The organism is Actinomycetospora sp. (genome assembly GCF_036497585.1).
Classification (GTDB): domain Bacteria; phylum Actinomycetota; class Actinomycetes; order Mycobacteriales; family Pseudonocardiaceae; genus Actinomycetospora.
Genome location: NZ_DASXJD010000006.1, coordinates 1 through 25419, shown reverse-complemented (window position 1 = coordinate 25419; position 25419 = coordinate 1). Strand labels below are relative to the sequence as shown.

Below are 25419 nucleotides of genomic sequence, written 5' to 3'. Positions count from 1 at the left end.
CATCGGCGGCTGGGGCCCCCGCGAAGCCGCCACCGCCACCGGCTTCGGCCTGGCCGGACTCGGCGCCACCACCGGCCTGGCCACCGCCGTCGCCTTCGGCGTCCTCGCCCTGATCTCCACCCTGCCCGGCCTCGGGGTGCTGGCGGCGCGGGCGTCAGGGGCGCGGCGTCGTGGCCGTGCCGGCCGAGGGATGGTGGATCGGCTCGTACCCGGCGCGCAGCGTCGCCACCGTGGCCCGTGGGGTCAGGACGGTGACCGTCGAGGGAAAGGTCCCGCGCGGCCGGGCCTCGACGTACCCGGCGTGGCTCCACCGGTGGAGCGTGTCGCCGCCCACGAGCCAGAACCCGTCGTCGTGCGCGAGCACCACGCCGTCGGGGAGCGACCCCAGCGCCGCCTCGTGGGTGCGCCGGCCGCCGGCGGTGAGCCGGTCGGTGTGCAGGTGCCGGTCGATGGGGCCGGCGCGGGCCTCGTCGCCCGGGTGGGCGCGGGCCCAGGCGTCGCGGAAGCGCCGGTAGTCGTGGTGGCGGCACTCGCCGCACGGGCGGTGGCCCGCCGCGAGCGCGGTGGGCTCGTCGAGGAAGTACAGCTCGGTGAGACGGCCGGGCTGCCACTGCGTCCGGTGCCGGCAGTGGAACTCGAGCACGCAGCAGATCCAGAGCCGGCCCCGGTGGTGGCGGGCCAGGTCACCCCGGGCGTCGAGTAGTGCGCCGCGGTTGCCCCAGAACAGGCCGCGGTCAGCGACGGCGTGGGTGGAACCGTCGGGCGCGACCCGGTTGGCCCGCCCGCTCCCGTTCCGCGGCCGGGTAGCCATCAGGCCCGGACGCCCCGCTGCCCCACCGCACCGCGGAGACCGATGCAGCCGATGCACCCCACGCAATCCACGCAGTCCACGCACGCGATGCAGCCCACGCACCGGTCGCAGTCGGCGCACGCCAGCGTCGCCACGCAACGGCGCAGCCCCGCGCCGAGCACGGTGAGCACGCTCGCGAGGATGCCGGCGCTCCCGGCGGTGGCGGCACTGCCGGCGACGCCCACGCTGCCGGCCGTGGCGACGCTGCCCGCGACGGCCACGCTGCCCGCGGTCGCCACGCTCCCGGCGACGGCCACGCTGCCCCCCGTCGCCACGCTGGCGGCGACCGCGATGCTCGAGGAGGTCTGGACGCTGCCGCCGGCGGCGATGGTGTCGGACGCCGCGAGCTCACTGCCGACATCGGAGGTCACGCCCGGTGACCCTGCCAGATTCGCGGTGCGCGGAGGAGCCTCGCGAGGAGGTCCGGCGCCGTGGCCCCGTCGACCGGGAGACTGGGACGCCGACCCGGAGTCCGCGTCCCCCAGGAGCGCCATGTACCTCGACATCACCAACGACGGCGTCACCCTCCAGGAGCCGGAGAGGCTGAACGACCTCTACGCGTCCTACTGGGAGCGGCTGGGCCCGGAGCAGCTCGCGGCGATCCTGGCCGAGCACGCCGACGCCGAGCTGCTGCCCGACCGCGCGCACGTCATGATCCCCGTGGCCACGTTGCGGCGGCTCGCCGCCGGCCGCGTCCCCGAGGGCTGGGACGCCGACTTCGAGAAGATGCTCGCGTACGCCAAGGACAAGGGGTGGCTCAGCGAGGACGGCCGGGCCGTGCGGGCCCACCTCGAGCGGGAGCGGTGAGCAGCTGACCGACCCGCGTCAGCGGCCCGGGTGCTTGGCCCGGGCCGGACGACGCGGCGCGGCGAGGTCCGGCGCGGCGAGGTCCGGCGCGGCGGGGTCCGGCGCGGCGAGGTCCGGCGCGGCGAGGTCCGGCGCGGCGAGGTCCGGCGCGGCCTGCGCGAGCCTGCCGAGCACCATCCGCCAGGCGCTGTGCATGAACGTCGCCTGTTCAGGGGTGTCGACCAGTTGGTTCACCTCGACCAGGCACCCCGGCGGGGCCTCGGTGAAGTGGGCGTACGCCCGGTGCTCGTCCCCCGGGACGGGGACCTGCCCGTCCGCGAGGTCCCAACGCATCACGATCAGCTCAGGCTCGACGACGTGCTCGTAGCGGCCACGCACCTGCGTGCCCCACTCCATCGTCGCCGAGAAGTGCCCGTCCTCGATCGTGACCGGGACACCCAGCCAGCTGCTGTAGATCCCCGGGTCGGTGAGCGCGGTGAACGCGACCTCGCGGGGACACGCCAGCTCGACCGACGCCAGTACGGCCGTCGCGGTCCGGGCGCTCGCCCGCTCGCGCTCGGGCACGTCGTCCGCCGACTCCCACCTCCCGCCGGAGTCGACGAGCAGGCGCTGGAGCCCGTCGAGCGCCTCCCGGCGGGCGCGGTAGCGCCGGAACGTGCCGTCGACCCGCATCGTCACCAGGCCCGCGTCGCGCAGCACCTTCAGGTGCTCCGACACCGTCGGGGCGCTGACCCGGACGGCCGCCGCGATCTCGCCGGCCGGCCGCTCCTGATCCCCCACCAACCACAGGATCTCCCGCCGCACGGGCGACCCGAGGGCGTGCAGCACCCGTTGGATCTCGTCCACCGCCACCCCCTTGACCACATGTTTCGGCCGCAGTCTAATTCGGTATTGACCGAAACGGCCCGGTCGCGGCTCCCTCGGAGGGGGATCATGGGCATGTGGGAACTCGTCGCCACCGAGCGCGCGCGGCTCGTCGAGGCGCTCGGCACCCTCGACGACGAGCAGTGGGCCGCGCCCTCGCTCTGTGAGGGGTGGACGACGAAGGACACCCTGGCCCATGTCGTGTCGACCGCGGAGATGACGCCGCCGAGGTTCTTCCTCGGGCTCGCGAGTGCCGGCTTCTCCTTCGGCCGGCTCATGGACCGCAACGTCGCGGCGGTCGGCGCCGATTTGGTTCCCCGGCTGCTGGAGCGCCTCTCCGCCCGGGTGCACACCCGCAACGCCCCGCCCGGACCGACCGGGTCGTGGCTCGTCGAGACCGTCGCGCACGGCGAGGACATCGCCTACCCGACCTCGACCGCGATCGCGCACTCCGAGGAGGCGCTCGTCGCGGCGGCCGACTCCGCGAAGGGCACCCAGCCGTTGCTCGGCGCGAAGAAGCGGGTCGCCGGGCTGCGGCTGCGCGCAGACGACGTCGCCTGGGAGACCGGCGAGGGCCCGGAGGTCCGGGGACCCCTGCGCCTCCTCGTCCTGGCCATGGTCGGGCGCCCACCGGTGCTCGACGACCTGCACGGCGACGGGGTCGCCCAGCTGCGCGCCCGGTCCTGACGCGGGCCGGAATCGGCTCCCATCGGCGCGAATGTCCCGGTCATCAGCGGGGTACCACGCGCCATGGCGCAGCAGCACGGCCCCCACTCCGCCGAGGACGTGACGGTGACCCCGCCCGACATCGTGCGCCGGGCCGTCGCCGCGGCCGGCATCGGCAACGTCACCGAGTGGTACGACTTCGGCGTCTACGCCTATCTGGAGAAGACGATCCAGACGGTGTTCCTCCCGCCCGGTACCCCGGGCGGCCCGGTGATCGTCGCGGCGCTGTTCGCCGCCTCGTTCCTCGTGCGCCCGTTCGGCGGGTTGTTCTTCGGTCCGCTGGCCGACCGGATCGGCCGGACGAAGACCCTCGCGACGACCATGGTGCTGATGGCGCTGGCCACGTTCGGCATCGGCGTCCTCCCGACGTACTCGGCGATCGGGATCGGTGCACCGGTGCTGCTGCTGCTCTGCCGGCTCGTCCAGGGCTTCTCGACCGGCGGGGAGTACGGCGGCGCGATGACCTTCGTGGCGGAGTACGCCCCCGACCGGCGCCGCGGCTTCCTGTGCAGCTGGCTCGAGAGCGGCACGTTGACCGGCTACGTGCTCGGCGCCGGCATCGTCACGATCCTCCAGACCACGCTCGGCGAGAGCTCCCCGACGATGCTGAGCTGGGGCTGGCGGATCCCGTTCCTCGTCGCGCTCCCCCTGGGCGCCGTCGGGCTCTACCTGCGCTACCGCCTCGAGGAGACCCCGGCGTTCAGCCAGCTCACCGAACAGTCCGGCGAGCAGGGGCAGCAGTCGTTCACCCGGTTCTTCCGCTCCGCCGCCCGGCTGGGCTGGCGTCCGGTGCTCGTGTGCATGGGTCTGGTCATCGCCTTCAACGTGTCCAGCTACATGCTCACCACCGTCATGCCCACCTACCTGACCGAGACCCTCGGCGAGTACGGCGCCCCGACCATCTCGACGACGACGTCCCAGGTCCTGCAGATGATCGTCCTCGCCGTGCTCCTGGCGATCGTGCCGGTGCTCGGGCGGCTCTCGGACCGGGTCGGGCGCCGGCCCGTCGTCATCGCCGGGTGCGTCCTGCTGCTCGTGCTCTCGTGGCCGGCGGTGCTCCTGCTGCAGACCGGCGCCATCGGGGGCGTGTTCGTGGGCCTCCTGCTCCTCGGCCTGACCCTGGTGTGCTTCGAGGGGACGATGCCGGCGACGCTGCCGGCGCTGTTCCCGACGGGCGTGCGTTACGGGCTGCTCGCCATCACCTTCAACGTGGCCGTGTCGGCGTTCGGCGGCACGAGCTCCGTCATCGTCCAGGGGTTGATCAGCCTCACCGGGTGGCTGACCGTCCCCGCGGTCTACCTGACGTTCGCCGGGATCGTCGGCGCGGCGGCGGTGTGGTTCCTGCCGGAGTCGAACGCCCGCCCGCTCCCGGGCTCCCGCCCTGCCGCCAGCTCGCAGGAGGAGGCCCGGGAGCTCGCCGAGGCCGCTGGGTGAGGGGCTTCGACGTGCTCGTGCGCCACCAGGGGCGCTGACCGGTCAGTCGTCGTCGCGCACGATGTCCGGCCGCCCGGAGGTGGGTGCACCGTCGTCGTCGCGCTCCGGGTCGGCGTCCAGACCCGCCACCACCGCGTCGAGGGAGGTGTAGATCCCCTCGGGCAGCAACGCGAGGGCGTGCATGAGGTCCGCGGTCGCGCCGCCGCGCTCGGTGACCCGGACCAGGAGGGTGTTGCGGTCCGCGGGGAACTCGGTGTCGCTCAGCGCCTCGCGGGCACGGTCGGTCACGCTGGCCATGCGAGGACATTGCCGCTCGCCGCACGCGGCCAAACGAGGACCCCACACCGGACCCGCCGACCGGGGCTCCCGACGGCGGGCGTGACCAGTCTGAGACCCCGCGATGGCGAACGGCGCAACACGCTGAGCGGGTCGGCCGCTGGATCGGTCGGTGGTCGCGCCGGGACGGCAGGTGGGCGCCGGGGCTCGCTGAGGGCTCTCAGCTACGGACCCCTCCGGGGTCGGTCTTCCTAACCTCGCCCCGAGCTCCCCGGCTCGCTCCCCCGCTCCCCCACCGCCGCGGTGTCCCCGCACCGCGGCCGCTCCCCCGAGGTCCCCGTATGCCCGCGAAGCACCGCGCCCCCCGCCCCGTCGCCCGGCTGCGCACCACGGTGGTGGCCACCACCACCGGCCCGCTCGCCCTCGCCGCGCTCGGCACCGTCGCCGCCCCCGCCGCCCAGGCCGCCCCGTCGGTGAACTGGGACACCGTCGCGCAGTGCGAGTCCTCGGGCAACTGGAACGCGGACACCGGCAACGGCTTCTTCGGCGGTCTGCAGTTCACCCGGTCGACCTGGCAGTCCTTCGGCGGCAGCGGCAGCCCGCAGGACGCGTCCCGCGAGGAGCAGATCGTGGTCGCCGAGCGCGTCCTCGACGGCCAGGGCATCACGGCGTGGCCGGTGTGCGGGTCCCGGGGCCTCGGCGGTCACACCGCGTCGACCAGCAGCTCGAGCTCCTCGACGAGCCACTCGAGCACCACGAAGCAGTCGAGTGGCACGCACCGGAGCACCTCGACCCCGACCTCGGGTGGCTACACCGTGGTCAGCGGCGACACCCTGTCCTCGATCGCGGCCTCCCACGGTGTCCGCGGCGGCTGGCAGGCCCTGGCCTCCGCGAACCAGGGCGTCAGCACCCACCCGGAGCTGATCATGCCGGGGCAGCACCTGACGATGCCGGGAGCCGGCGCACCGGCGTAGCCCCGCCGCCCGCGCCGACGGGCGCCAGGGGCCCTCGTCCCGCGCCCGCCGAGGGGGCTACGGTCCCGCGATGGGCGGGTCGTCGCCGCGACGGTGCGCGCGACCGCTGCCCACCGGAGGCGATATGAGCCACGTGATCGTCGGTGCCGGCCTCGCCGGGGCGAGGACGGCGGAGGGCCTGCGCGAGGCCGGGTACGACGGCGAGGTGGTGCTGCTCGGCGCGGAGGAGCACCGGCCCTACGACCGGCCGCCGCTCTCGAAGGACTACCTCCAGGGCGCCACCGACCAGGACGGCGTCTTCCTGCAGTCCGCCGAGTGGTACGGCGAACACGGGGTGGAGCTGCGCACCGGGACCGCTGTCGCCGCGATCGACCGGGACGCCGCGGAGGTCGTGCTCGCCGACGGCGAGCGGCTCGGCTACGAGCGGCTCGTGCTGGCCACCGGGTCGTCCGCCCGGCGTCTGCCGGTGGCCGGGGCCGAGCTCGACGGCGTGCTGCACCTGCGCACCCTCGACGACAGCGACCGGCTGCGAGTGGCGATCCTGTCCGCCTCCCGCGTGGCGATCATCGGCGGGGGCTGGATCGGGCTCGAGGTGGCCGCCGCCGCCCGCACCGCCGGCGCCGAGGTCACCGTGCTCGAGGCGGCCGGGCAGCCGTTGGAGGCCGCTCTCGGGCCGCGGATCGGGGCCGCGTTCGCGGAGCTGCACCGCGAGCACGGAGTGGACGTCCGGCTCGGGGTGCACGTCGAGGAGATCGTCGGGTCGGGTGGGACGGCGCGCGGCGTGCGCCTGGCCGACGGCGGTCTGGTCGAGGCCGACATCGTCCTGGTCAGCGTCGGGGCGGCGCCGAACATCGGGCTGGCCGAGGCCGCCGGTCTCGACCTCGACGACGGCGTGGTGGTCGACGAGTCCCTGCGCACCAGCGACCCACGCATCCACGCCGTCGGGGACATCGCCGCGATCTGGTACCCCGCGCTGGGGCGTCGACTGCGGGTCGAGCACTGGGCCACCGCGCAGAACACCGGGCCGGTCGCGGCGCGGGCGGTGCTCGGGGAGTCCGACGCGACCTACGACGCGCTGCCCTACTTCTTCACCGACCAGTACGACCTCGGCATGGAGTACACCGGCTTCGCCGGGCCCGGGGAGGCGGACGAGCTCGTGGTGCGGGGCGACCTCGAGCGTCGGGAGTTCGTCGCGTTCTGGCTGCGCGAGGGCCGGCTGCTGGCGGGCATGAACGTCAACGTCTGGGACGTCACCGAGGACATCGACCGGCTGGTCCGCGCCGGCGGAGCGCTCGACACGCGGCGCCTGGCCGACCCGGGGGTTCCCCTGACGGAGCTGTGAGGAGCGGTCCTCCCGCCACTCCCAACGTATAGCGGGGCCCGGGTCTTGCGGCAAGACCCGGGCGGTGCGCCACGCTCTCGCGGCCGATCCCGGCGTCGAGCCGGGACTGTCGTCGCATCCCCGTGGAGCTGTTCTTGACCGACGTGATCGTCGTGGGCGCCGGGCCTACCGGCTTGATGCTGGCCGCCGAGCTGCGGCTGCAGGGCGTCGGAGTCCTCGTCCTGGAGAAGGAGACCGAGCCGGCGCGGTACGTCCGCGCGCTCGGCCTGCACGCGCGCAGCATCGAGGTGATGGACCAGCGCGGACTGCTGGGACGGTTCCTCGCCGTCGGGAGGACCCATCCGTTGGGCGGTTTCTTCGCCGCCATCCCGAAACCGGCCCCGGAACGGCTCGACACCGCCCACGCCTACGTCCTCGGCATCCCCCAGACCGCCACGGAACGGCTGCTCACCGAGCACGCCGTCGAGGTCGGGGCCGAGATCCGACGCGGCGCCGAGCTCGTCGGGCTCGACCAGGACGACGAGGGGGTGACCGTCACGCTCGCCGACGGCACCCGGCTGCGGTCGCGGTACGTCGTCGGCTGCGACGGCGGGCGCAGCCCGGTGCGCAAGCTGCTCGGGGTCGCCTTCCCCGGCGAACCCACGCGGGTCGAGACGCTGCTGGGCGAGATGGAGGTGGGCGTCCCGGCGGAGACGGTGGCCGCGGTCGTCGCCGAGGTCCGGAGGACCCAGCTGCGGTTCGGGCTCGGCCCCATCGCCGAGGACGGCGCCTACCGGGTGGTCGTCCCGGCGGCCGGCGTCTCGGCGGACCGGACGGTGCCGCCGACCCTCGACGAGGTGAAGGTGCAGCTGCGGGCCGCGGCGGGCACCGACTTCGGCGTGCACTCCCCGCGCTGGCTCTCCCGCTTCGGCGACGCCACGAGGCAGGCCGAGCGCTACCGGGTCGGCCGGGTGTTCCTGGCGGGCGACGCCGCGCACGTCCACCCGCCGACCGGCGGCCAGGGGCTCAACCTCGGCGTCCAGGACGCGTTCAACCTCGGCTGGAAGCTGGCCGCCGAGATCGCCGGGTGGGCGCCGGACGGGCTGCTGGACAGCTACGAGGCCGAGCGGCACCCGGTGGCGGCCGACGTCCTCGTCACCACCCGCGCCGCGATCGAGCTGCTGTCCACCGAGCCGGGCGCGCGGGCGGTGCGGGCGCTGGTGTCGGAGCTGATGGACTTCGACGAGGTGAACCGCCACCTCATCGAGAAGATCACCGCGCTCGGGGTCCGCTACGACCTCGGCGAGGAGCACGACCTCGTCGGCCGACACCTCCGCGACCTGGCGCTGAAGCGCGGGCGGCTCTACGAGCTGCTGCACACCGGGCGCGGGCTGCTCCTCGACCGGACCGGCACGCTGTCCACCGCGGGCTGGGCCGACCGCGTGGACCACGTCGTCGACGTGAGCGAGGAGCTGGACGTGCCGGCGGTGCTGGTGCGGCCCGATGGCCACGTGGCGTGGGTCGGCGAGGACCAGCAGGACCTGCGCCGTCCGCTCGCCCGATGGTTCGGTGCTCCCGTCGAAGCCGGGTAGCGCCGGGGTGCAGCTCCTCGTCCTCGGCGGCAGCGGCCCCGGCGTCATCCCCACCCGAGCGCGCGCAGCCCGGCCGCCGTGGCCGCGGCGACGATCACCACGACGATGAACGGGGCGCGCAGGAGCAGCGCCATGACCGCGACGCCCAGCCCGGCCGCGCGGGCGTCGAGCACGAGGTGGGTGCCGGTGGAGAAGGTCTGCAGCACGACGAGCGAAGCCAGCAGCGCCGCGGGCAGCACCTCGGTGACGCGCAGGACGCGCGGGTGCTCGAGCCGGGCCGGCGGCACCGTGTAGCCGGCGAGCTTGAGGGCGAACGAGATCAGCGACGCGGTCAGCACCGCGATCCAGCCGCTCACCCGTCTACCCTCCCCGCGTCCTGCCACCGGTCCGGCCACCACAGCGCGACGAGCGCCCCGACGAACGCCGCGGCGAGCACCGGGAGCCCCTGCGGGATCACCGGGATCAGGGCGGTGGTGACGACTGCGCCCACGACGGCGATCGCGACCGGCTGGCGGGCCCGCAGCCGGGGCCAGAGCAGCGCGACGAAGGCCGCCGACGCGGCGGCGTCGAGCCCGAACCGCTTCGGGTCGCCCAGCGCGTCACCGGCCAGCGCGCCGAGGAAGGTCATGAGGTTCCAACCGAGGTAGACCCCGAGGCCGGTCACCCAGAACCCGAGGCGCCGCAGCGGCGGGGCGGCCTGCGAGACCGCGACGGCGGTGGACTCGTCGATCGTCAGCTGCGCGATCGCGGCCCGCCGCCAGCCGGTGGGCTGCATCGTCGGGACGAGCTGGAGGCCGTAGAGCGCGTTGCGCACGCCGAGCAGCGACGCCGCCGCGACCGCCGCCCCCACCGTGCCGCCCCCGCCGAGGATGCCGACCAGCGCGAACTGCGAGCCGCCGCTGAACAGCAGCAGCGAGAGCGCGCAGGTCTGCGTCACCGTCAGCCCGCCGGCCACGCTGAGCGCGCCGAAGCTGACGCCGTAGAGGGAGGTCGCCACCGCCACCCACACGCCCTGTCGGACGACCGCGCGGCGGCTGGCGGCCCCCGCGTCGGGCGGCGCGGGTTCCTCGCTCATCGCGACAGCCGCTCCTTCCGGTGGTGACGGCGCCGCAGTGGTGACGGCGCCGGGGCCGCGTGCGTAGCGTGCCGGGTCGTGGACGGGCCGCCGGTACGAGATCACGGGACGGCGGACCCGGGCGCGCCGACCCGGATGGCGCCCGCGGGCACGATCAAGCGCCAGCGGCCGCCCGAGGCGCTCGACGCCCCGGTGACGGCGGTCGACGACGTCTACCTCATCGGCCACTTCGGCATCGCGCAGGTGCCGCCCGACACCTGGCGGCTGCGGGTCGACGGCCGGGTCGCACGCCCGCTCGAGCTCGACCTCGACGGGCTGCGGGCGATGTCGAGCACGACGGTGACCGCGGTGCTCGAGTGCTACGGGAACCCGCTGCGGCCCCGGGAGCCGACACGGCGGGCCGGCAACGTCGTCTGGCGGGGGACGCCGGTCTCGGCGGTGCTCGACCGGGCCGGCGCCGAGGGCGAGCTGCTGTGGGCGCGGGGCCACGACTCCGGCGTCTTCGACGGCCGCCCCTGCACCGAGTACCTCAAGGACCTGCCGCTGGCCGTCGTCCGCGAGCGAGGGGTCCTGGCCTACGAGATGAACGGCGAGCCGCTGACCGCGGAGCACGGGTTCCCGGTGCGGCTGTTCGTCCCCGGCTACTTCGGGACCAACAACGTCAAGTGGCTGCGCTCGCTCACCGTCGCCGACCGCCGCGCCGAGCACCTGTTCACCACCGAGCTCTACCAGCGCCCGTCGGCCACCGGGGCGCTGCGGCCGGTGCGCGACCTCGACGTCAACAGCCTCGTCACCGCCGTGCGCCGCGACGGGAGGACGCTGCACGTCGCGGGATGGGCCTGGGGCTCGTCCGAGGTGGTCGGGGTCGAGGTCGGCGTCCTGGGCGACGACGAGGCATGGGTCCCGGCCGAGCTCGGGCGCCCGGCGGGGAGCCGGTACGCGTGGCGACGGTTCGGTGCGACCGTGCCCGCCGCGGGCGTGCGGCGGGTGCGTGCGAGGGCCCGCGACGCCGCCGGAGCACGCCAGCCGCTCACCGGTGACCGCAACGCCTGCCACGTCGTCGACGTCGAGAGCGGGAACGCGACCTGACCGGGCGGACGACCCGGGTAGCGGCGCCGTCCTCGCCCGACCGCTCAGGACGTAGGGCCCGGCCAGGAGTGCTCTCCGGCTCTGGAGCCGGCCGAGCCGGGCGGTCCAGCCTCACGGCCTGGCCCGCGCCGCCCGGTGCGGGGAAGGCGAAGGGGTCGACCGATGAGCATGACCGGAGATGGACACAGGTCGGGCTGGGACATCGTGCTGGGGATCGTGCTGGTGGTGGTGGGGCTGGTCGTGCTGGCCAACGCGGCATTGGCGACGATCGTCTCGATCTACTTCATCGGCTGGGCGGCCGTGGTCGGCGGCATCGTGATGCTGGTGCAGGCCATCGTGCGGAGGAAGGCGGGCAGCGTCTGGTCGTACATCCTGGGAGGAGCCGTGCTCCTCGTCCTGGGAGTGTTCGTGCTGCGCAACCCCGCGAGCGGCCTGGTCACCCTGACGCTGCTCGCCGGCGCGCTGTTCCTCGTGACCGGCGTGACCCGGATCGCGGTCTCGGGTGCGGTCCCCGAGGGACGGTGGGTGCTCGTGACCAGCGGGATCGTCTCGGTGCTGCTCGGCGTGCTGGTGCTGGTGAACCTGATGGCCGCGAGCGTGTTCCTGCTCGGGATCCTGCTCGGCGTCCAGACCCTGCTCGAGGGCGTGACGGTGCTCGTCGCCGGACGCCAGCCCGCGTCCGGGGCCATCTCGCCGCCGCGGGCGACCGGGGCTCCCGCCTGATCCACGTGGGAGCAGCAGCGGGGTGAGCAGCAGGCCCGCGCCGGCGAGTGCGATCGCCGCGCGCGGGCCCGCCACCTCGGCGAGCACGCCCCACACCGCGGTCAGCGCCGCGATCCCGGCGCTGGTGCTGATCGACCACGCGGTGAGGGTGCGGGCGGTCAGCTCGAGTGGGGTGAGCTCGAGGCGACGGGCGGCCAGGACCGGGTTGAACAGGCCACAGGAGATCACCAGGCCGAGCTGGACGAGCCCGACGAGGACCAGCCCCACCACGCCCGGCACGACCAGGGCGAGCGCCACCGACCAGCACGCGCGCACGACGCCCGTCCTCCACAGCACGCGGTGCGCGCCGAAGCGCCCGACCAGTGGCGCCGCCACCCGGGAGGCGACCAGCCCGCCCACGCACGGTGCGGCGAAGGCGAGCCCGTACTGCCACGGCGCGAACCCCAGACGACCGAGCATGAGGACCGCGATCACCGGCTCCGTGGCCATGATCAGGCCGTTGACGAGGAGCACGTTCCAGAACAGCGGCCGCAGGGTCGGGTGGGTCAGGATGTGCCGCCACCCGTCGAGGATCTCCCCGGCGCGGCCGCGGTCGCGCGGAGCGGGCGGTGGTTCCGGGGCGCGGATCGCGACGAGGCCGGCCGCCGAGAGCAGGTAGCTCACGGCGTCGGCGACCACGGTGACGACCGGCCCCAGCAGCCCGATCGCGGCTCCGCCGAGGGGCGGGCCGACGACCATCGCGCTCCACGTCGTCGACTCGAAGCGGCTGCTCGCGACCAGCAGCCCGTCGGGGCCGACCAGGCCCCGCAGGTGCGCCCCGGCCGCGGCGTTGAAGGCGATCTTCGCGGCGGCGACGAGCACGGCGACCAGCACGAGCTGGCCGAGGGTGAGCCACCCCAGGACATAGGCCGCGGGCACCGACACCAGCGCGGCGCAGCGCACCAGGTCCATCGTGATCATCACCGGCCGCTTGCGACGACGCTCCACCCACGGCCCGAGCGGCACCGCGACCAGCGCGCCGACGACGAGCCCGGACGCGGCCAGCGTCGAGACCGCCGCCGGGCCCGCGTGCAGCATCAGGATCGCGATCACCGGGAACGCGCCGAACCCCAGCCCGGAGCCGTATGCGCTCACCGCGTAGGCCGCCCACAACCAGCCGAACGACCGGCCCAGCGCCCGTCCCCGTCGCGCCACCGCGCCCCCTCCGACAACGATCCGTCGAGCACACCAGCACGCGCCCCTACTGATCGAACAACCGTCGCCTCGGTGCGCCACAACGAGCGGTTGTCCGCCTACGGTCTCCTCCTGTGGACGTCGTGGCGGTGCGGACCTTCGTGGCCGCGGCCGAGGCTGGGCAGTTCCAGCACGCCGCCGGCGACCTGGGCGTGACCCAGCAGGCGGTCTCGAAGCGCGTGGGCGCCCTGGAGGCCGAGCTCGCCGTCCGGCTCTTCGCGCGCACCCCGCGCGGGGTGGAGCTCACCGTCGACGGGCAGGCCTTCCTGCCCCACGCCCGGGCACTGGTCCGGGCGGCCGAGCGCGCCGAGGCCTCGGTGCGTCCCGGCCGGCGGGCGCTGCGCGTGGACGTCATCAGCCGGCAGGTCGCGGCCGCCGCGCTCCTGCGCGAGTTCCACGCCGCCCAGCCCGCCGTCGAGCTCGACGTCGTCACCCTCGGCGGCTCCGACGTCCGCGCCGCCGCCCGCGCCGTCGCCGCCGGCACCGTCGACGCCACCTTCCGCGCCGTCCCCCACCCCGACGAGCTCCCCGAGGAGGTCACGACGACCCGCGTGCTCGACGAGCCCCACGAGCTGCTGTGCGGACCGGGCCACCGGTTCGCCACCCGACGCAGCGTCACACCCGACGACCTGGTCGGGCTGCGCCTGTGGATCCCGGGGATCGCCGGGGGCACCGAGTGGGCCACCTACTACGCCGACCTCGCCGCCGCGTTCGACCTGACCATCGAGACGATCGGCCCCCGCTTCGGCACCGACCACCTGCTCGACGTCCTCGCCGAGGACCCCGACCTCGCGACCCTCGTCGGTGCGCGGACCCGCATCCTCTGGCCCGACGACCACGACCTGCGGCGAATCCCGGTCCGCGGCCCCGCCCTGCTCTACCCGCACTGCCTGCTGTGGCGGTCCGACGACCCGCATCCCGGACTCGCGGCGCTGCGCGACCACCTCGACCGGCGGCCGGCCCCGGACGACGGGGACGCATGGAGCCCGGCGTGGACGAGGTGAGGGTCGGCCGCACGGCGCCCGGCCTCGCGATCGCGCTGCTCTCCGGGCTGTCGTTCGGGCTGGCCGGGCCGTTCGCGGCGTCCCTGCTGGCCACCGGCTGGTCGCCGCTCGCGGTCGCCCTGGGCCGGCTCGCCGGGGCCGCGGTCCTGCTCGCGGTGCCGCTCGTCGTCGTCCTGGTGCGGTGGTGGCGACCCCGCGCCGGTGCGCTGCGCGCGGTGCTGGTCTACGGCCTCGTCGCGCTGGCCGGGGCGCAGGTCTGCTACTTCAGCGCGGTCGGCCACCTCTCGGTCGGGGTCGCGCTGCTCATCGAGTACACCGCGCCGGTGCTCCTGCTCGGCTGGACGTGGGCGCGGACCCGGGCGCGGCCCCGCCCCGCGACCTTGGTGGGCGCGGCCGCGGCGATCGGGGGCCTGGTGCTGGTCCTCGACGTCGGGCGGGGCGCGGCCGTCGACGTCGTCGGCGTGGCGTGGGGCCTGGGCGCGGCGGTGTGCCTGGCGGCGTACTTCCGGCTCTCGGCGGGCGCCGGCGGTGGGGACGGCGCAGCGGGTCCACCGGCGCTGGTGCTCACCGCGGGCGGCGCGCTGGTGGGCAGCGCCGTCGTCGTGCTCGTCGGCGTCGTGGGCCTGCTGCCCCTGACCGCGACGACGACGCCGATCGTCCTCGGTGCGTGGACGGTGCCGTGGTGGGTCGGGGTGGTCCTCGTGGCGACGCTGTCGACGGCGCTCGCCTACCTCACCGGGATCGCGGCCGTCGGGCGGCTGGGCTCGCGCCTGGCGTCGTTCGTCGGGCTGTCCGAGGTGCTCTTCGCCGTGCTCGGCGCCTGGTGGCTGGTGGCGCAGCGACCGACGGCGACGCAGGTGGCGGGCGGGGTGCTCGTCGTGGCGGCGATCGCGCTCATCCGGTGGGCCGAGCCACCCGAGGCGACCGCCTGAACGTCGGGCCCCGCCGGATGACGACGGGGCCCGACGACGCCGGTCAGTGGCGGAGGGACTCGATGCGGTCGAGCACCGTCTTGCGGTTGCGGGTGCGACGCTCGTAGGCGTCCACCTTCCCGAGGTCGACCTCCGAGAGGCCGGACAGGCGCGGCGCGATCTCCTCGACGGTGAGCTCGTCGTAGCCCGCGATCGGGAGGTCGTCCGCGGTGGACACCGCGCCCTTGACCTCGCCCTCGCCGGTGGCCGCACCCGGCACCCGGCGGACCGGCTCGGCCGCCGTCCCGGCCACCGAGCCGAGCTGGTCCCCGACCCGCTGCAGCAGCGAGGGGAAGGCCTCGGCCAGCTCGCGGGTGAAGGAGGCCTGCGCCCGGGTCAGCGCCTGCACCCACTCCACGGTGCGCTCGCCGGCGGCCTCCTCGGCCTCGGCCACGTTCTCGAGCAGGTCGCGGTAGACCCGCAACGACTCCCGCCCGCCGGATCGGGCCTTCTCCACGATCCGGTCGTTGAGTTCGTGGACCTGCTCGATCACCGACTCCACTGTCGGGTTGCCTGCCATGACTCCTCCTCGGGGATGGCCCAGCGTGACGAGGTCATCCTTGCCCGAACGGTGCAGAGAACTAACCCGTTCCTCACACACCGGTGCCGCCGCCCGGACCCGTCCGGACGCCCTCACACCCCTGCTGACCAGGAACAATGTCGTTCCGAGAGGCGTTGGAGAGAGTGGGCCGTTCGGCCCGTCCATCCACTCCGTCCGAGGAGCACACATGAAGGGCGACCGCGTCGAGATCGTGGTCGATGCCGGCAGCGGCACCACCCGCACGTACGAGATCGAGGCCACGCGCGCCGGCCGTCGGGTCGACATCGCGCAGACCCGCGGCACCGTCGAGGTCAGCGAGGTGACCCGCGGCGGATCGGCCGTCCGCACCGCACGGTTCCTGGCCGGGCGCGTCATCGCGCTGGTCGAGCACCCGGCCGCCGACGAGCCCGTGGCCGAGGAGATCACCCCGTCCCTCCGGTCCGTCTGAGCCCTACCGTCCCGGCCCGGCGCCACGTCGTCGGGCGGACGAGGGAGCGGTCAGGAGCTCCCGTCCTCGTCGAAGCTGACGTGCTCGGAGATCCGCTCGGCGAGGTGGGCGGGGTCCCACTCCGCGGGCGGGCGACGGTCGAGGAAGTCCAGGAGCCGGTCGGTGAACGTCTTGGGCTGGTCGCAGTGCGGGAAGTGGCCGGCACCCTCGAAGAGGGCGAGCTCGCTGTCGGGGACCAGTTCGTGGGCCCGGTGGCCGTGCTCGACGGGGATCATGCTGTCGGCGGTGCCCCAGGCGATGAGGACCGGGAGCTGGTCGGCCAGGTCCAGCCGGTTCGTGGCGCGCACCCGCTGCCCACCGCTGTCGATCACCGAGCGGGCGGTGTGCACGAACGCGCGACGGTGCACCGGGTCGGCCAGCGAGGCGTAGGCCCGGGCCGCCTCCTTCGCCGACGGCGGGACGTGCCGGCCCGCCCACGCGAGGCGTCGGCCCACCGAGGCCGCGAGGTCGACGAGGCGACGGTCGGCGATCACCGGAATGACCCACTCGGCGCCGGGCAGCGTGGCGGCCCGCAGCGCGGGGCTCACCTCGCGGCCGAGCCCGCCGCTGTCGATGAGCACCAGGCGGGCACAGTGCTGCGGGAACTGGAACGCGAACTGCTGGACGACGCCGCCCCCCAGCGAGTGGCCCACGATCGTCACCCGACGGTAGCCGAGCGAGACGATGAGGTCGCGCAGCCCGGTCGCGTAGCCGCCCAGCGAGTAGTCCGCCCACGGCGCGCTCGACGATCCGTGGCCGAGCAGGTCGGGGGCCATGAACCGACGCGGTTCGCGGCGTCGGGCCAGCTCGGCGAGCAGCGGCGACCAGGTCTGCGCGGAGCCGGCGATGCCGTGGACGAGCACGACGAGCTCGTCCCCCGGCTCCTCCGGGCCCGAGTCCCAGAAGGCGACGTGGTCGCCGTGCAGGATCGCGGTGCGCCGCGAGGTCCGTCGGGCAGCGCGCTGTCCGTCCTCGCTCATCGACCCGATGCTCCCACGCGGGCCGGGTGCCCGCGTGATCCCCTGCGCGCCGGGATGGCGCTCCCCCCTGATCAACGGGCGTCCATGGTTCCGGTCGGGGCGCCGGCACAGCGGTGGCGTCCCGGTGATCACGACACCCCGCGGTGAGGAGGTGCGCCCTGGCGATCTAGTGTTGAAGACACTAGTGTTGCCGACACTATGACGCAGCGCTCCGGTCTCGCCCTCGCGGTCCTCGCCCTGGCCGCCGAGGCGCCGATGCACCCGTACCGGATGCAGCAGCTGATCCGCGAGCGCGGCAAGGACCAGGTCGTCAACGTCGGGCAGCGCTCGCAGCTCTACAAGACGATCGACCGGCTCGTCCGGGACGGGCTGCTGGTCGCGCAGGGCACCGAGCGGGAGGCGACCCGCCCCGAGCGCACCGTGTACGCCGCCACCGACGCCGGCCGGGAGCTCGCGGTCACCTGGACCCTCGACATGCTCACCGCGCCCCGGCACGAATTCGCGGAGTTCACCGCCGCGCTCGCCTACCTGCCGCTGCTCGACCCCGACGTCGCGGCGGACGCGCTCGCGCTGCGCCTGTCCGACCGGCGCGGCGAGCTCGACCGGCTGCGCCACGAGCTCGCGCGGGTGGCCACCGAGCTGCCGCGGATCGTGCTCATCGAGAACGAGTACGCGATCGCGCACCTCGAGACCGACGTCGCCTGGATCACCAAGCTGCTCGAGGACCTCCGCTCCGGTGCCCTGACCTGGAGCTACGACGACCTCGCCGAGACCGCACGCCGGATGCACCCCGGCGGGGAGGGCACATCATGAAGGTGATCATCATCGGCGCGGGGACCGGCGGCATGTGCCTGGCGCACGGCCTGCATCGCGCCGGCATCGACGTCGCGGTCCACGAGCGCGACCGCACGCGCACCAGCGGCCTGCACGGCTACCGGGTCGGGATCTCCCCCAACGGCGCGCGCGCGCTCAAGGCCTGCCTGAGCCCCGAGCTCTTCGCGACGTTCGTCGCCACGACGGCCGCGCCCTACGACACCCTGGCCATGCTGACCGAGCGGTACCGCACCCTGGTCAGGATCAGCATGGACGACCTGCCGCACTCCGGCGACGGTCCCGAGGACCGCGAGCACAACGTCAGCCGCATGACGCTGCGCCAGGTGCTGTTCACGGGCATGGAGGACGTGATCACGTTCGACCGGTGCTTCTCCCACTACGAGCAGGCCGACGAGGGGCGGGTCACCGCGCACTTCGAGGACGGCACCTCGGACACCGGTGACCTCCTCGTGGGCGCGGACGGCGCGAGCTCCCGGGTGCGCCACCAGTACCTCCCGCACGCCACGCACTCCGAGACCGGACTGGTCGCGATCGGCGGCAAGACCCTGCTGACCGCGCGGTCCGAGGCGCTCCTGCCCGACGTCGTCCGCCACGGCCTCGGCATGTACTTCGACCGGCGCGGCCAGTTCGGCATCACCCACGCGGTGCGGATGCCGTGGGGTACGGACGGCGGGCCCCGCGAGGGGGTCGGCGCGAGCGAGCGCGAGCTCGTCGGCCGCTGGCCCGGACTCCGGTTCGACAACACCACCGACTACATCTCGTGGGGGATCACGACCTCCCGCTCCCTCGCGCCCGCGGACACCCTGGACCGGACGGGGCCAGATGCCCTCGCCCTGCCCACCGAGCTCTCCGCCGGGTGGGACCCGCGCTGGCTGGACCTCATCGCCACCGCCGACCCCGGCTCCACGGTGGGGCTCTCCATCCGCACCGCCGACCCGGTGCCGCCCTGGACGCCGAGCACCGTGACGATGGTCGGCGACGCGATCCACACCATGACCCCCGGCCGCGGGGCCGGCGCGAACACCGCCCTGCGCGACGCCCGCGAGCTGCGCGACCGCCTGGTCCGGGTGCAGAACGGCGAGACGGAGCTGCTCGCGGCGGTCGGCGAGTACGAGGACCTGATGCGCCGGTACTCCTCGCTCGCCGTGCGGGAGTCGCTCGAGTTCATGAACGACAACGGCACCGCCCGCCGGCCCGTCGTCGGCCCGCTCTCGGTCGCGGCCCAGCGCACCGCCCTGCGCCTCGTCGACCGCTTCCCGCCGGCGAAGCGCCGCATGGCCCGCGGGTTCCAGAAGGTCCGCGACTCGGAGCTGGTGGCCTCGTAGAGCGGGCTCACCAGAAGGCGTCGTGGTGCAGGTTCCCGAGCGGGGTGCGGGCCGCCAGCATCGCGTCCACCGTGATGTGCAGCATGGCCGGCGGCCCGCTGAGGAGGATCTCGCGGTCGGTCCAGGCGCCGAAGCGCGGGACGACCTCGGCGAGGGTGCCGACCTGGACCTCAGCGACGTGCTCCTCGCTCCCCCACGGCGACTCCGCGACCGGGACCACCGTCAGCGCGGGGTTCTCCCGCGCGAGCGCACACAGCCGGTCCAGGGCGTGGAGCTCGTCGAGGGCGGGGCTGACCCAGCCGCCGCGCACCGCCCGCACGTGGAACTCGGCGACCCCGTCGGCGCCGACGACCCCGGCCGGGGAGAGGTGGCGCCACCACCTGACCCCGGCCGGGGAGAGGTGGCGCCACCACCCGCGCCGCTGCGGGATCTCGACGGTGACGTACTGCCCGGCGCGGAACGTCGGCACCGGGTCGATCGCGACGCGGACGACGGCGAGGTCGCCGCGCACCCGCTGGTGCGTGACGACCGTGCCGTCGTGGAGGGCCGGCCGCCCCCGGCGAGCGCGGCGGTGCGCAGGGCCGTCCACATCAGGCCCTGGATGTCGCACCACGCGCGGCGCAGCTCCTCGGGCACCGGTCCCGACGCGCCCGCGGGAGGTCGGCAGAGCCTAGAGCGGCCGCGCGTCCGAGGGACAGCGCCGTTCGCCGGATCCGAGGGGCCCCGGCTCCGTCATCGGGACCCGGCGACGTGCTCGGTCACGCCCGCGGCGAACGCCCGGGCCGCGGTCGGTCTCCTCGGGCAGGGCGCCCGCGTCCACGGCGTCGGCGGTGGCGCGCAACCAGGTGATCAGGGGCCCGACCACGCGGGGGCTGAGCCCGGCGATCCAGGCCGCGGTGCGGGCCCGGGCGTCGGCGACGTGCTCGGTCGTCCCGTCGGCGTACCGCGCGAGCACCTCGGGCCGCGACGCGAGCAGTCCGGCGGTCTCCCAGTCCCCGTCCGGGGTGCGCCGCCGGAGCTCGTCGAGCCGGTCGGCCGCGACGCGCAGCGGCTCCCCCGCGGTCGCGGGTCCGGGCTGGCTCGCCGAGGTGGTCACGGCCGCTCCTCCATGATCGTCGCGAGGGCCGGGCTACCCCCGGTGGTCGGGGGTACGCGGGTCCGGGCCGGGGACCATGTCCCGGTGCAATCGTTGCGGATCGTCCCGAACCTGCGCAGTTCGGTCGTCGAGGAGATGCCCCCGGGCCAGCTGGTGCTCTTCACCTCCCGGATCGCGGACTCCGACGCCGCCCTGCTCGAGGGGAACCCCGCGGTCCGGTCGTTCAGCTGGGCGGCACTGGTGACGGCGATGCGCGACCCCGGGCTGGAGCTCATGGAGGTCGCCGAGCCCCTCTGGCTCGGCGAGTGGGTCCGGGCCGTCCGGTACATCGTGCTGGTCAAGCTGCTCCGCCGGGTCCTGCCGGGGCGCGGGCGGGTGACGGTCGCGACGTACGCCATCGACAACCTCGACGCCCGCGCGCGCCTGGCAATCCGGTCGCTGCGCTCCTGGCCGGTGCCGGACGCCGTCGCCCGCCGACTCGCCACCGCCGTCGTCGGGACGTCCCTGCTGCTGCTCGACGTCGTCGTCTTCGGGACGTCCGGAGCGTGCGAGAACTACCGGCGGGCGTTCGGGCCGGCGCTGCGCCGGACGAGGTACACCGTCCTGCCGCCCCGGCTCGACATGTGCACCGTCTGCGGGCCCGGCGCCGGGGACGGCGGGCCCCGCGAGCCGGTGATGCTGTTCCTCGGCACCCCCAGCGAGCGCAAGGGGTTCGACATCCTGACGACGGCGTGGCAGACGGCCGGTGCGGCGGAGCGGGGCTGGCGGCTGGTGGTCGCCGACCCGCGCGGCGACGCCGCGCCCGACCTGCCCGCCGGCGTGGAGATCCGGACCGGGCTGACCCGGCGGACCGTGCACGACCTCCTCCGGTCCGGCGCGGCGGTCGTGATGCCCTCGGTCCGGCTCCCGGGATGGCGCGAGCAGATCGGGCTGCCCCTGGTCGAGGGTCTGGCGCATGGGTGCCGGGTGGTGACGACGACGGAGACCGGGCTCGCGGAGGACCTCCGCGAGCACCCGCTCGTCACCCTCACGACGCCGGGGGACCCGGTGGACCTGGCCCGGGGCCTGCGCCGGGCGATGGAGCAGAACACCCCCGAGGAGGTGCCGCGACGGCCGGGCTACTCGAAGCGCGACGTCGTCCGGTGGTGGCTGACCGGGGACGATGCGTTCTCAGATCACGGATTGGTAACGACAGCCGGGTCGGCGGCGATGGACGGGGTGGACCGAAGCAAGACCCCGGAGGCGGCGACCTCCCCGTCGACGTCCGCGGAGGCTCCCTGATGAGTGCGCCGACAACCCCCCGACCGACGCTGCGCGAGGAGTTCCGTCTCGAGCTGCGCGACCGCGCGCTCGACGGCGCCGCGGAGGCGGTCCTCGAGCACGGCTGGCAGCGGGTGCGGCTGGCCGAGGTCGCCCGCCGGACCGGGCTCTCCCGGGCCACGCTGCACCGCCAGTTCGGCGGCCGGATCGGGCTGGCTGACGCGCTCCTGGCGCGCGAGGCGAAGGGGATGCTCGCCGAGACGGCCCAGGCGCTGCACCACGCCACGTCGTGGGACGCCGGCGTGCGCGCCGCGGTGGGTGCGACGCTGCGGGCCACGAAGGACCGGCCGCTCGTCGCCGCGATCCTCGAGGAGCGGCACGGCGACACCAGCCTGCTGCCGCTGCTGACCACCCGGAGCGCCCCGATCATCGGCGAGGCGCGTCGGCTGCTCACGCGCTACCTCCGCCAGCACCACCCGCGGCAGTCGCCCGGCTACCTCGCCGACGTCGCGGACATCCTCGTGCGGGCGACGCTGAGCCACCTGGCGACTCCCGACCTCGAGGAGGTCGCCGTCGACCGCCTGCACCGGCTCGCCACCCACCTCCTCCCGGCCGCGAACGGCCGCGTGACCCGCCCGGCGCCGACCCGGTTGTCGGGCTGACCGGCCGCGACCGGTCACCCGTGAGTGACGACGCCCCCGTCGGCGTGACGATGCTCGTCGGCGCCGAGGACCACCAGCGACTGCTGCGGCTGCTCGGCAACCTGGCCGAACGTCTCGGCCCGCTCCCGGACCCGGGCGGCGAGCGCTACGCGGACGGGCCCGACCTGGTGGGCGCGGCCCTGGTGCTCGCCGAGCGCGACCCCGCGGTCCTCGAGGAGCTCGCCGCGGAGATCCGTCGCCGCCGGCTGCGGGGCAGCGCCCGCGCCGAACTGCTCGCGGTCTGCGAGGCCCTCGACGGCATCGCCCCACGGCTCGAGGCCTCCGCGAGCCGCGAGGAGGCCGAACGCCTCACCCGGGACCTGCGCGAGGTCGTCGTGGCCGTCGCCGTGCAGGACGAGCCCGTCACCGTCGCCCGGCGTCTCCTGCGCGGGACCCAGCGCCTCACCCGGCTCGCCGAGCAGGCCGGGCCCTGGGCCCCCACCCTGCAGGACCTCGCCGGCGCCCTCGACGACCTCCACGACGCCCTCCGCCCCACGGAGATGGCGGGCTGAATCGTCGTCGTGACGTCCCGAACGTCGCGCGGCTGGAGCGTCATCGAACTGTGGCGCGGGTGTCCGAGGCCGCCGCGCCCTGCTCTCATCGACCGCACATCCTCGACGGCGGACGCTGATCCGCCGTGGTGCGCACCGAGCCTGCCGTTCCCGACCGGGCCCCCGACGACCTCCCACCGGTCGTCCCGACGGCCGCTGTCACCGTGCTCGCTGCACTGGTCACCGCTCTGCTCTGGGTCGGGGTCGTCGCCAACACCCTGCTCGCCGTCCTGGACCCCAGCGTCGACGGCTGGATCGTGGCGGTACGCCCACCTGCTCTGGTGGCGACCGCGGAGGTCGTCACCACGGTCGGTCAACCCGCGGTGATGATCGCCGTGCTGGTGGCGGTCGCCGCGACCGCCGCGTGGCGCTCACGATCGTGGGAGCCGCTTCTCCTCGCGGCCGGCGCGCTCGTCGTCCTCGGACTGCTCGACAACGGGGTGAAGGCGGTCGTCGCGCGTCCACGTCCGCCCGCGGCGTGGCAGGCGGTCACCGCGCACGGACTGTCCTTCCCCTCCGGTCACGCCCTCTGGTCGGCGGGGGCGCTCCTGCTCGTCGTCGTCCTCGTCGGTCCGATCCGTGGCCGGGGGGTGATCACGTTCGTCGCGCTCGCGGTGGTCGTGGCCGTCACGGGCTCTCGACTGGTGCTTGCGGTGCACTACCCGAGCGATGTCCTCGCGGGCTGGAGCCTGGCCGTCGTGGCCGACGGACTCGTGCTGCTGCTCGCCGCGGGGGTCGGCCGCCGGCGAGCCCCGCCCGTCGGGCGTCGCGGACCGGCGGGATCCGACATGTAGATCTCTTTACTCATCGGGGCCACATGATCGGGTCGCAACCATCGCCGGCCATGAGTCTCCCCTCCCACGGCGGCGTCGCCACGTCGTCGCACCTGCGGTCCGCCGCGAACAAGGTCCCCGAGATCACCGCGTGGTTCTGGATCGCCAAGCTGCTCACCACGGGGATGGGCGAGACGACCTGGGACTGGTCGGCAGTGGCGCTGGGCCCGGTTCCGGCGATCTGTCTGAGCGGACTCGGGTTCGTCGTCGCCCTGGGACTGCAGCTGCGGGAGCGTGCCTATCGGCCATGGGTGTACTGGTTCGCGGTCCTGATGGTGAGCGTCTTCGGCACGACGTGCGCGGACGCCGTCCACGTGGTTCTCGGCGTGCCGTACGCGGTTTCGACCGCGGCGTTCCTGCTGGCCGTGCTCGCGGCGTTCGGCATCTGGTACCGCGTCGAGGGGACCCTCTCGATCCACCGCATCGACACCCGCCGTCGTGAGCTCTTCTACTGGCTCGCGGTCATCATGACCTTCGCCCTCGGCACCGCCCTCGGCGATCTCACGGCCACCACCCTGCGGATGGGGTACGCGGTGTCGATCCTGGTGTTCGGGGTCCTGTTCGCCCTGCCCTTCCTGGTGGCGCGGGGGACGTCCGCGAACGTCGTGGCCACCTTCTGGTTCGCCTACGTGATGACCCGCCCCCTGGGTGCGTCGGTGGCAGACTGGGTCGGTGTTCCGCCGTCCCGGGGTGGAGTCGGGATCGGCACCGGACTGGTCTCCCTGGTGGCGCTGCTCGTTATCGTCGCCGTGGTGCTCCGGCTCGAGTTCGGTGCCCGGCGCTCGCTCACGGGCTGACGGTGGTCACCAGCATGCTGTTCTCATCGTCGTCACATCGCGGCTGCCGACGATCGTCCGGTCGTCGCGCACTCGCGAGCGCGTCCCACCCGTCCCGGGAGCCCCTGTCGTGCACCAGTTGAGCTGGCTCGAGGCGATCGTCATCGGCGCCCTCCAGGGCGTCGCAGAGCTGTTCCCCGTCTCCAGCCTGGGGCACAGCGTGCTGCTCCCCGCCGTCATCGGCGGCAGCTGGGCCCGCGACCTCGACGTCGCCGCCCCGGAATCGCCCTACCTCGCCTTCATCGTCGGCCTGCACGTCGCGACCGCGCTGGCGTTGATCGTCTTCTTCTGGCGCGACTGGGTCCGCATCGTGCGGGGCCTGGCCACCAGCATCGCGCGCCGCGAGGTCAGGAGCTCCGAGCAGCGCCTGGGGTGGCTGCTGGTGCTGGGCACCATCCCGGTCGGGATCGTCGGGCTGCTGCTCGAGCACACGTTCCGCACGGTCCTCGCCCGGCCGGTCCCCACCGCGGTCTTCCTCGTGGTCAACGGCCTGATCCTCCTGGGCGCGGAAGCACTGCGGCGTCGCGCGAGCTCCGAGGTCCGGGCCGCCGACCCGGCTCGGCCGCCGGGCGACGGACCCGGGGACGTCGACGCGGCCGCCGGTGGAACGACGACGATGCGGGCCGGGAGCGCGCCGGTCACGACGGCTGAGGCCTCCGACGAGCGGCTCGGCCGGATCCCGGTCCTGCGCGCGGTCGGGATCGGGACGGCGCAGATCGCGGCGCTGTGCCCGGGGATCTCGCGCTCGGGGGTCACGATGGCGACCGGGCTGCTGCGGGGCCTCTCCCACGAGGATGCCGCCCGCTTCTCGTTCCTGCTCTCGACCCCGGTCATCCTCGCCGCGGGCGTGCTCAAGCTCGGCGACCTCGCCGGCCCGCTCGGGGAGGGGGTCCGCCCGCAGATCCTCGTCGGGAGCCTGCTCTCCTTCGTCGGCGCCTACCTCTCGGTGCGCTTCCTGACGAAGTACTTCGAGAACCGGTCGCTGCGCCCGTTCGGCATCTACTGCATCGCGGTGGGAACCGCGTGTCTGATCTGG

At 74.7% G+C, this 25419-nt stretch carries 29 protein-coding genes and 1 pseudogene; 19 read left to right on the top strand and 11 right to left on the bottom strand.

From position 1 onward, the window contains the following. Positions 1–154 precede the first annotated feature (154 nt). Complete coding sequence (locus tag VGH76_RS00460; RefSeq protein ID WP_331554632.1) at positions 155–811, bottom strand: hypothetical protein; 657 nt, start codon at positions 809–811, stop codon at positions 155–157. Further along, positions 811–1221 carry a hypothetical protein gene (locus tag VGH76_RS00455; RefSeq protein ID WP_331554631.1) on the bottom strand — a complete coding sequence of 137 codons (411 nt, stop codon included), beginning with the start codon at positions 1219–1221 and terminating at the stop codon, positions 811–813. The genes VGH76_RS00460 and VGH76_RS00455 overlap by 1 nt, the downstream gene beginning before the upstream one ends. A gap of 121 nt (positions 1222–1342) precedes the next feature. Here VGH76_RS00455 and VGH76_RS00450 point away from each other — a divergent pair, with 121 nt between their 5' ends. Next, entirely contained in the window at positions 1343–1657 is a 315-nt protein-coding gene (locus tag VGH76_RS00450) for a hypothetical protein (RefSeq protein WP_331554630.1), read from the top strand. Between the two features lie 18 nt (positions 1658–1675). Here the strand turns inward: VGH76_RS00450 and VGH76_RS00445 are convergent, their stop codons facing one another. Continuing rightward, positions 1676–2509 (bottom strand): metalloregulator ArsR/SmtB family transcription factor, encoded by an 834-nt coding sequence (locus VGH76_RS00445; protein WP_331554629.1) that lies wholly within the window; start codon positions 2507–2509, stop codon positions 1676–1678. An 81-nt stretch (positions 2510–2590) separates the two neighbouring features. Between VGH76_RS00445 and VGH76_RS00440 the strand changes: the two genes are divergently transcribed. Next, positions 2591–3208, top strand: a complete 618-nt coding sequence (locus tag VGH76_RS00440; RefSeq protein WP_331554628.1) for a maleylpyruvate isomerase family mycothiol-dependent enzyme — start codon at positions 2591–2593, stop codon at positions 3206–3208. 63 nt (positions 3209–3271) lie between these two features. Continuing rightward, positions 3272–4681, top strand: a complete 1410-nt coding sequence (locus VGH76_RS00435) for an MFS transporter (protein WP_331554627.1) — start codon at positions 3272–3274, stop codon at positions 4679–4681. Positions 4682–4723: 42 nt separating this feature from the next. Here the strand turns inward: VGH76_RS00435 and VGH76_RS00430 are convergent, their stop codons facing one another. Continuing rightward, a complete protein-coding gene (locus VGH76_RS00430) occupies positions 4724–4978 on the bottom strand; it encodes a DUF2795 domain-containing protein (RefSeq protein WP_331554626.1) in 255 nt (84 codons plus the stop codon). Between the two features lie 320 nt (positions 4979–5298). Between VGH76_RS00430 and VGH76_RS00425 the strand changes: the two genes are divergently transcribed. From VGH76_RS00425 to rox, 3 genes are all read left to right on the top strand, one after another. After that, positions 5299–5931 (top strand): transglycosylase family protein, encoded by a 633-nt coding sequence (locus VGH76_RS00425; RefSeq protein ID WP_331554625.1) that lies wholly within the window; start codon positions 5299–5301, stop codon positions 5929–5931. A 124-nt stretch (positions 5932–6055) separates the two neighbouring features. Next, on the top strand, positions 6056–7273 hold the full coding sequence (locus VGH76_RS00420; protein WP_331554624.1) for an NAD(P)/FAD-dependent oxidoreductase: 1218 nt from the start codon (positions 6056–6058) through the stop codon (positions 7271–7273). A 134-nt stretch (positions 7274–7407) separates the two neighbouring features. Beyond that, positions 7408–8844 (top strand): rifampin monooxygenase, encoded by a 1437-nt coding sequence (rox, locus tag VGH76_RS00415; RefSeq protein ID WP_331554623.1) that lies wholly within the window; start codon positions 7408–7410, stop codon positions 8842–8844. A gap of 44 nt (positions 8845–8888) precedes the next feature. Here the strand turns inward: rox and VGH76_RS00410 are convergent, their stop codons facing one another. Next, positions 8889–9200 (bottom strand): AzlD domain-containing protein, encoded by a 312-nt coding sequence (locus tag VGH76_RS00410; RefSeq protein WP_331554622.1) that lies wholly within the window; start codon positions 9198–9200, stop codon positions 8889–8891. Continuing rightward, positions 9197–9919 (bottom strand): AzlC family ABC transporter permease, encoded by a 723-nt coding sequence (locus VGH76_RS00405; RefSeq protein WP_331554621.1) that lies wholly within the window; start codon positions 9917–9919, stop codon positions 9197–9199. Before VGH76_RS00405 ends, VGH76_RS00410 begins: the two co-directional genes overlap by 4 nt. A 78-nt stretch (positions 9920–9997) precedes the next feature. Between VGH76_RS00405 and VGH76_RS00400 the strand changes: the two genes are divergently transcribed. After that, a complete protein-coding gene (locus tag VGH76_RS00400; protein ID WP_331554620.1) occupies positions 9998–11008 on the top strand; it encodes a molybdopterin-dependent oxidoreductase in 1011 nt (336 codons plus the stop codon). 162 nt (positions 11009–11170) lie between these two features. Continuing rightward, positions 11171–11731 carry an HdeD family acid-resistance protein gene (locus VGH76_RS27865; RefSeq protein ID WP_414637631.1) on the top strand — a complete coding sequence of 187 codons (561 nt, stop codon included), beginning with the start codon at positions 11171–11173 and terminating at the stop codon, positions 11729–11731. Between the two features lie 72 nt (positions 11732–11803). On the opposite strand, the pseudogene VGH76_RS00395 reads toward VGH76_RS27865, so the two are convergent. Further along, positions 11804–12865: pseudogene (locus tag VGH76_RS00395) on the bottom strand (MFS transporter); the annotation flags it as partial. A gap of 173 nt (positions 12866–13038) precedes the next feature. On the opposite strand from VGH76_RS00395, the gene VGH76_RS00390 reads away from it, so the two are divergent. Next, entirely contained in the window at positions 13039–13968 is a 930-nt protein-coding gene (locus tag VGH76_RS00390; protein WP_331554619.1) for a LysR family transcriptional regulator, read from the top strand. Beyond that, positions 13956–14900 (top strand): DMT family transporter, encoded by a 945-nt coding sequence (locus VGH76_RS00385; protein ID WP_331554618.1) that lies wholly within the window; start codon positions 13956–13958, stop codon positions 14898–14900. The genes VGH76_RS00390 and VGH76_RS00385 overlap by 13 nt, the downstream gene beginning before the upstream one ends. A gap of 43 nt (positions 14901–14943) precedes the next feature. On the opposite strand, the gene VGH76_RS00380 is transcribed toward VGH76_RS00385, so the two are convergent. Further along, on the bottom strand, positions 14944–15459 hold the full coding sequence (locus VGH76_RS00380) for a hypothetical protein (protein ID WP_331554617.1): 516 nt from the start codon (positions 15457–15459) through the stop codon (positions 14944–14946). Positions 15460–15667: 208 nt separating this feature from the next. Between VGH76_RS00380 and VGH76_RS00375 the strand changes: the two genes are divergently transcribed. Next, a complete protein-coding gene (locus VGH76_RS00375) occupies positions 15668–15928 on the top strand; it encodes a hypothetical protein (RefSeq protein ID WP_331554616.1) in 261 nt (86 codons plus the stop codon). A gap of 50 nt (positions 15929–15978) precedes the next feature. Here VGH76_RS00375 and VGH76_RS00370 read toward each other — a convergent pair whose 3' ends face one another. Continuing rightward, positions 15979–16947: an alpha/beta hydrolase gene (locus VGH76_RS00370; RefSeq protein ID WP_331554615.1), complete on the bottom strand. Its 969-nt coding sequence runs from the start codon at positions 16945–16947 to the stop codon at positions 15979–15981. 198 nt (positions 16948–17145) lie between these two features. On the opposite strand from VGH76_RS00370, the gene VGH76_RS00365 reads away from it, so the two are divergent. Both VGH76_RS00365 and VGH76_RS00360 read left to right on the top strand, forming a co-directional pair. Next, positions 17146–17760 carry a PadR family transcriptional regulator gene (locus tag VGH76_RS00365; RefSeq protein ID WP_331554614.1) on the top strand — a complete coding sequence of 205 codons (615 nt, stop codon included), beginning with the start codon at positions 17146–17148 and terminating at the stop codon, positions 17758–17760. Then, positions 17757–19106, top strand: a complete 1350-nt coding sequence (locus VGH76_RS00360) for an NAD(P)/FAD-dependent oxidoreductase (protein ID WP_331554613.1) — start codon at positions 17757–17759, stop codon at positions 19104–19106. The genes VGH76_RS00365 and VGH76_RS00360 overlap by 4 nt, the downstream gene beginning before the upstream one ends. A 7-nt stretch (positions 19107–19113) precedes the next feature. Here VGH76_RS00360 and VGH76_RS00355 read toward each other — a convergent pair whose 3' ends face one another. After that, complete coding sequence (locus VGH76_RS00355; RefSeq protein ID WP_331554612.1) at positions 19114–19617, bottom strand: hypothetical protein; 504 nt, start codon at positions 19615–19617, stop codon at positions 19114–19116. 159 nt (positions 19618–19776) lie between these two features. Then, positions 19777–20202, bottom strand: coding sequence for a hypothetical protein (locus tag VGH76_RS00350; RefSeq protein WP_331554611.1), 426 nt, complete (start codon positions 20200–20202; stop codon positions 19777–19779). An 84-nt stretch (positions 20203–20286) separates the two neighbouring features. On the opposite strand from VGH76_RS00350, the gene VGH76_RS00345 reads away from it, so the two are divergent. From VGH76_RS00345 to VGH76_RS00320, 6 genes are all read left to right on the top strand, one after another. After that, the gene (locus tag VGH76_RS00345; RefSeq protein WP_331554610.1) at positions 20287–21483 is read left to right on the top strand and encodes a glycosyltransferase; all 1197 of its coding nucleotides are present in this window, start codon (positions 20287–20289) and stop codon (positions 21481–21483) included. Continuing rightward, positions 21483–22124, top strand: a complete 642-nt coding sequence (locus tag VGH76_RS00340; protein ID WP_331554609.1) for a TetR family transcriptional regulator — start codon at positions 21483–21485, stop codon at positions 22122–22124. The genes VGH76_RS00345 and VGH76_RS00340 overlap by 1 nt, the downstream gene beginning before the upstream one ends. Before the next feature lie 20 nt (positions 22125–22144). Continuing rightward, positions 22145–22675 (top strand): hypothetical protein, encoded by a 531-nt coding sequence (locus VGH76_RS00335; RefSeq protein ID WP_331554608.1) that lies wholly within the window; start codon positions 22145–22147, stop codon positions 22673–22675. A 125-nt stretch (positions 22676–22800) separates the two neighbouring features. Beyond that, positions 22801–23508 (top strand): phosphatase PAP2 family protein, encoded by a 708-nt coding sequence (locus tag VGH76_RS00330; protein ID WP_331554607.1) that lies wholly within the window; start codon positions 22801–22803, stop codon positions 23506–23508. Between the two features lie 50 nt (positions 23509–23558). Next, positions 23559–24344: a hypothetical protein gene (locus VGH76_RS00325; RefSeq protein ID WP_331554606.1), complete on the top strand. Its 786-nt coding sequence runs from the start codon at positions 23559–23561 to the stop codon at positions 24342–24344. A gap of 109 nt (positions 24345–24453) precedes the next feature. Next, positions 24454–25419: undecaprenyl-diphosphate phosphatase (locus VGH76_RS00320; protein WP_331554605.1), on the top strand; the 966-nt coding region annotated here is incomplete at its 3' end.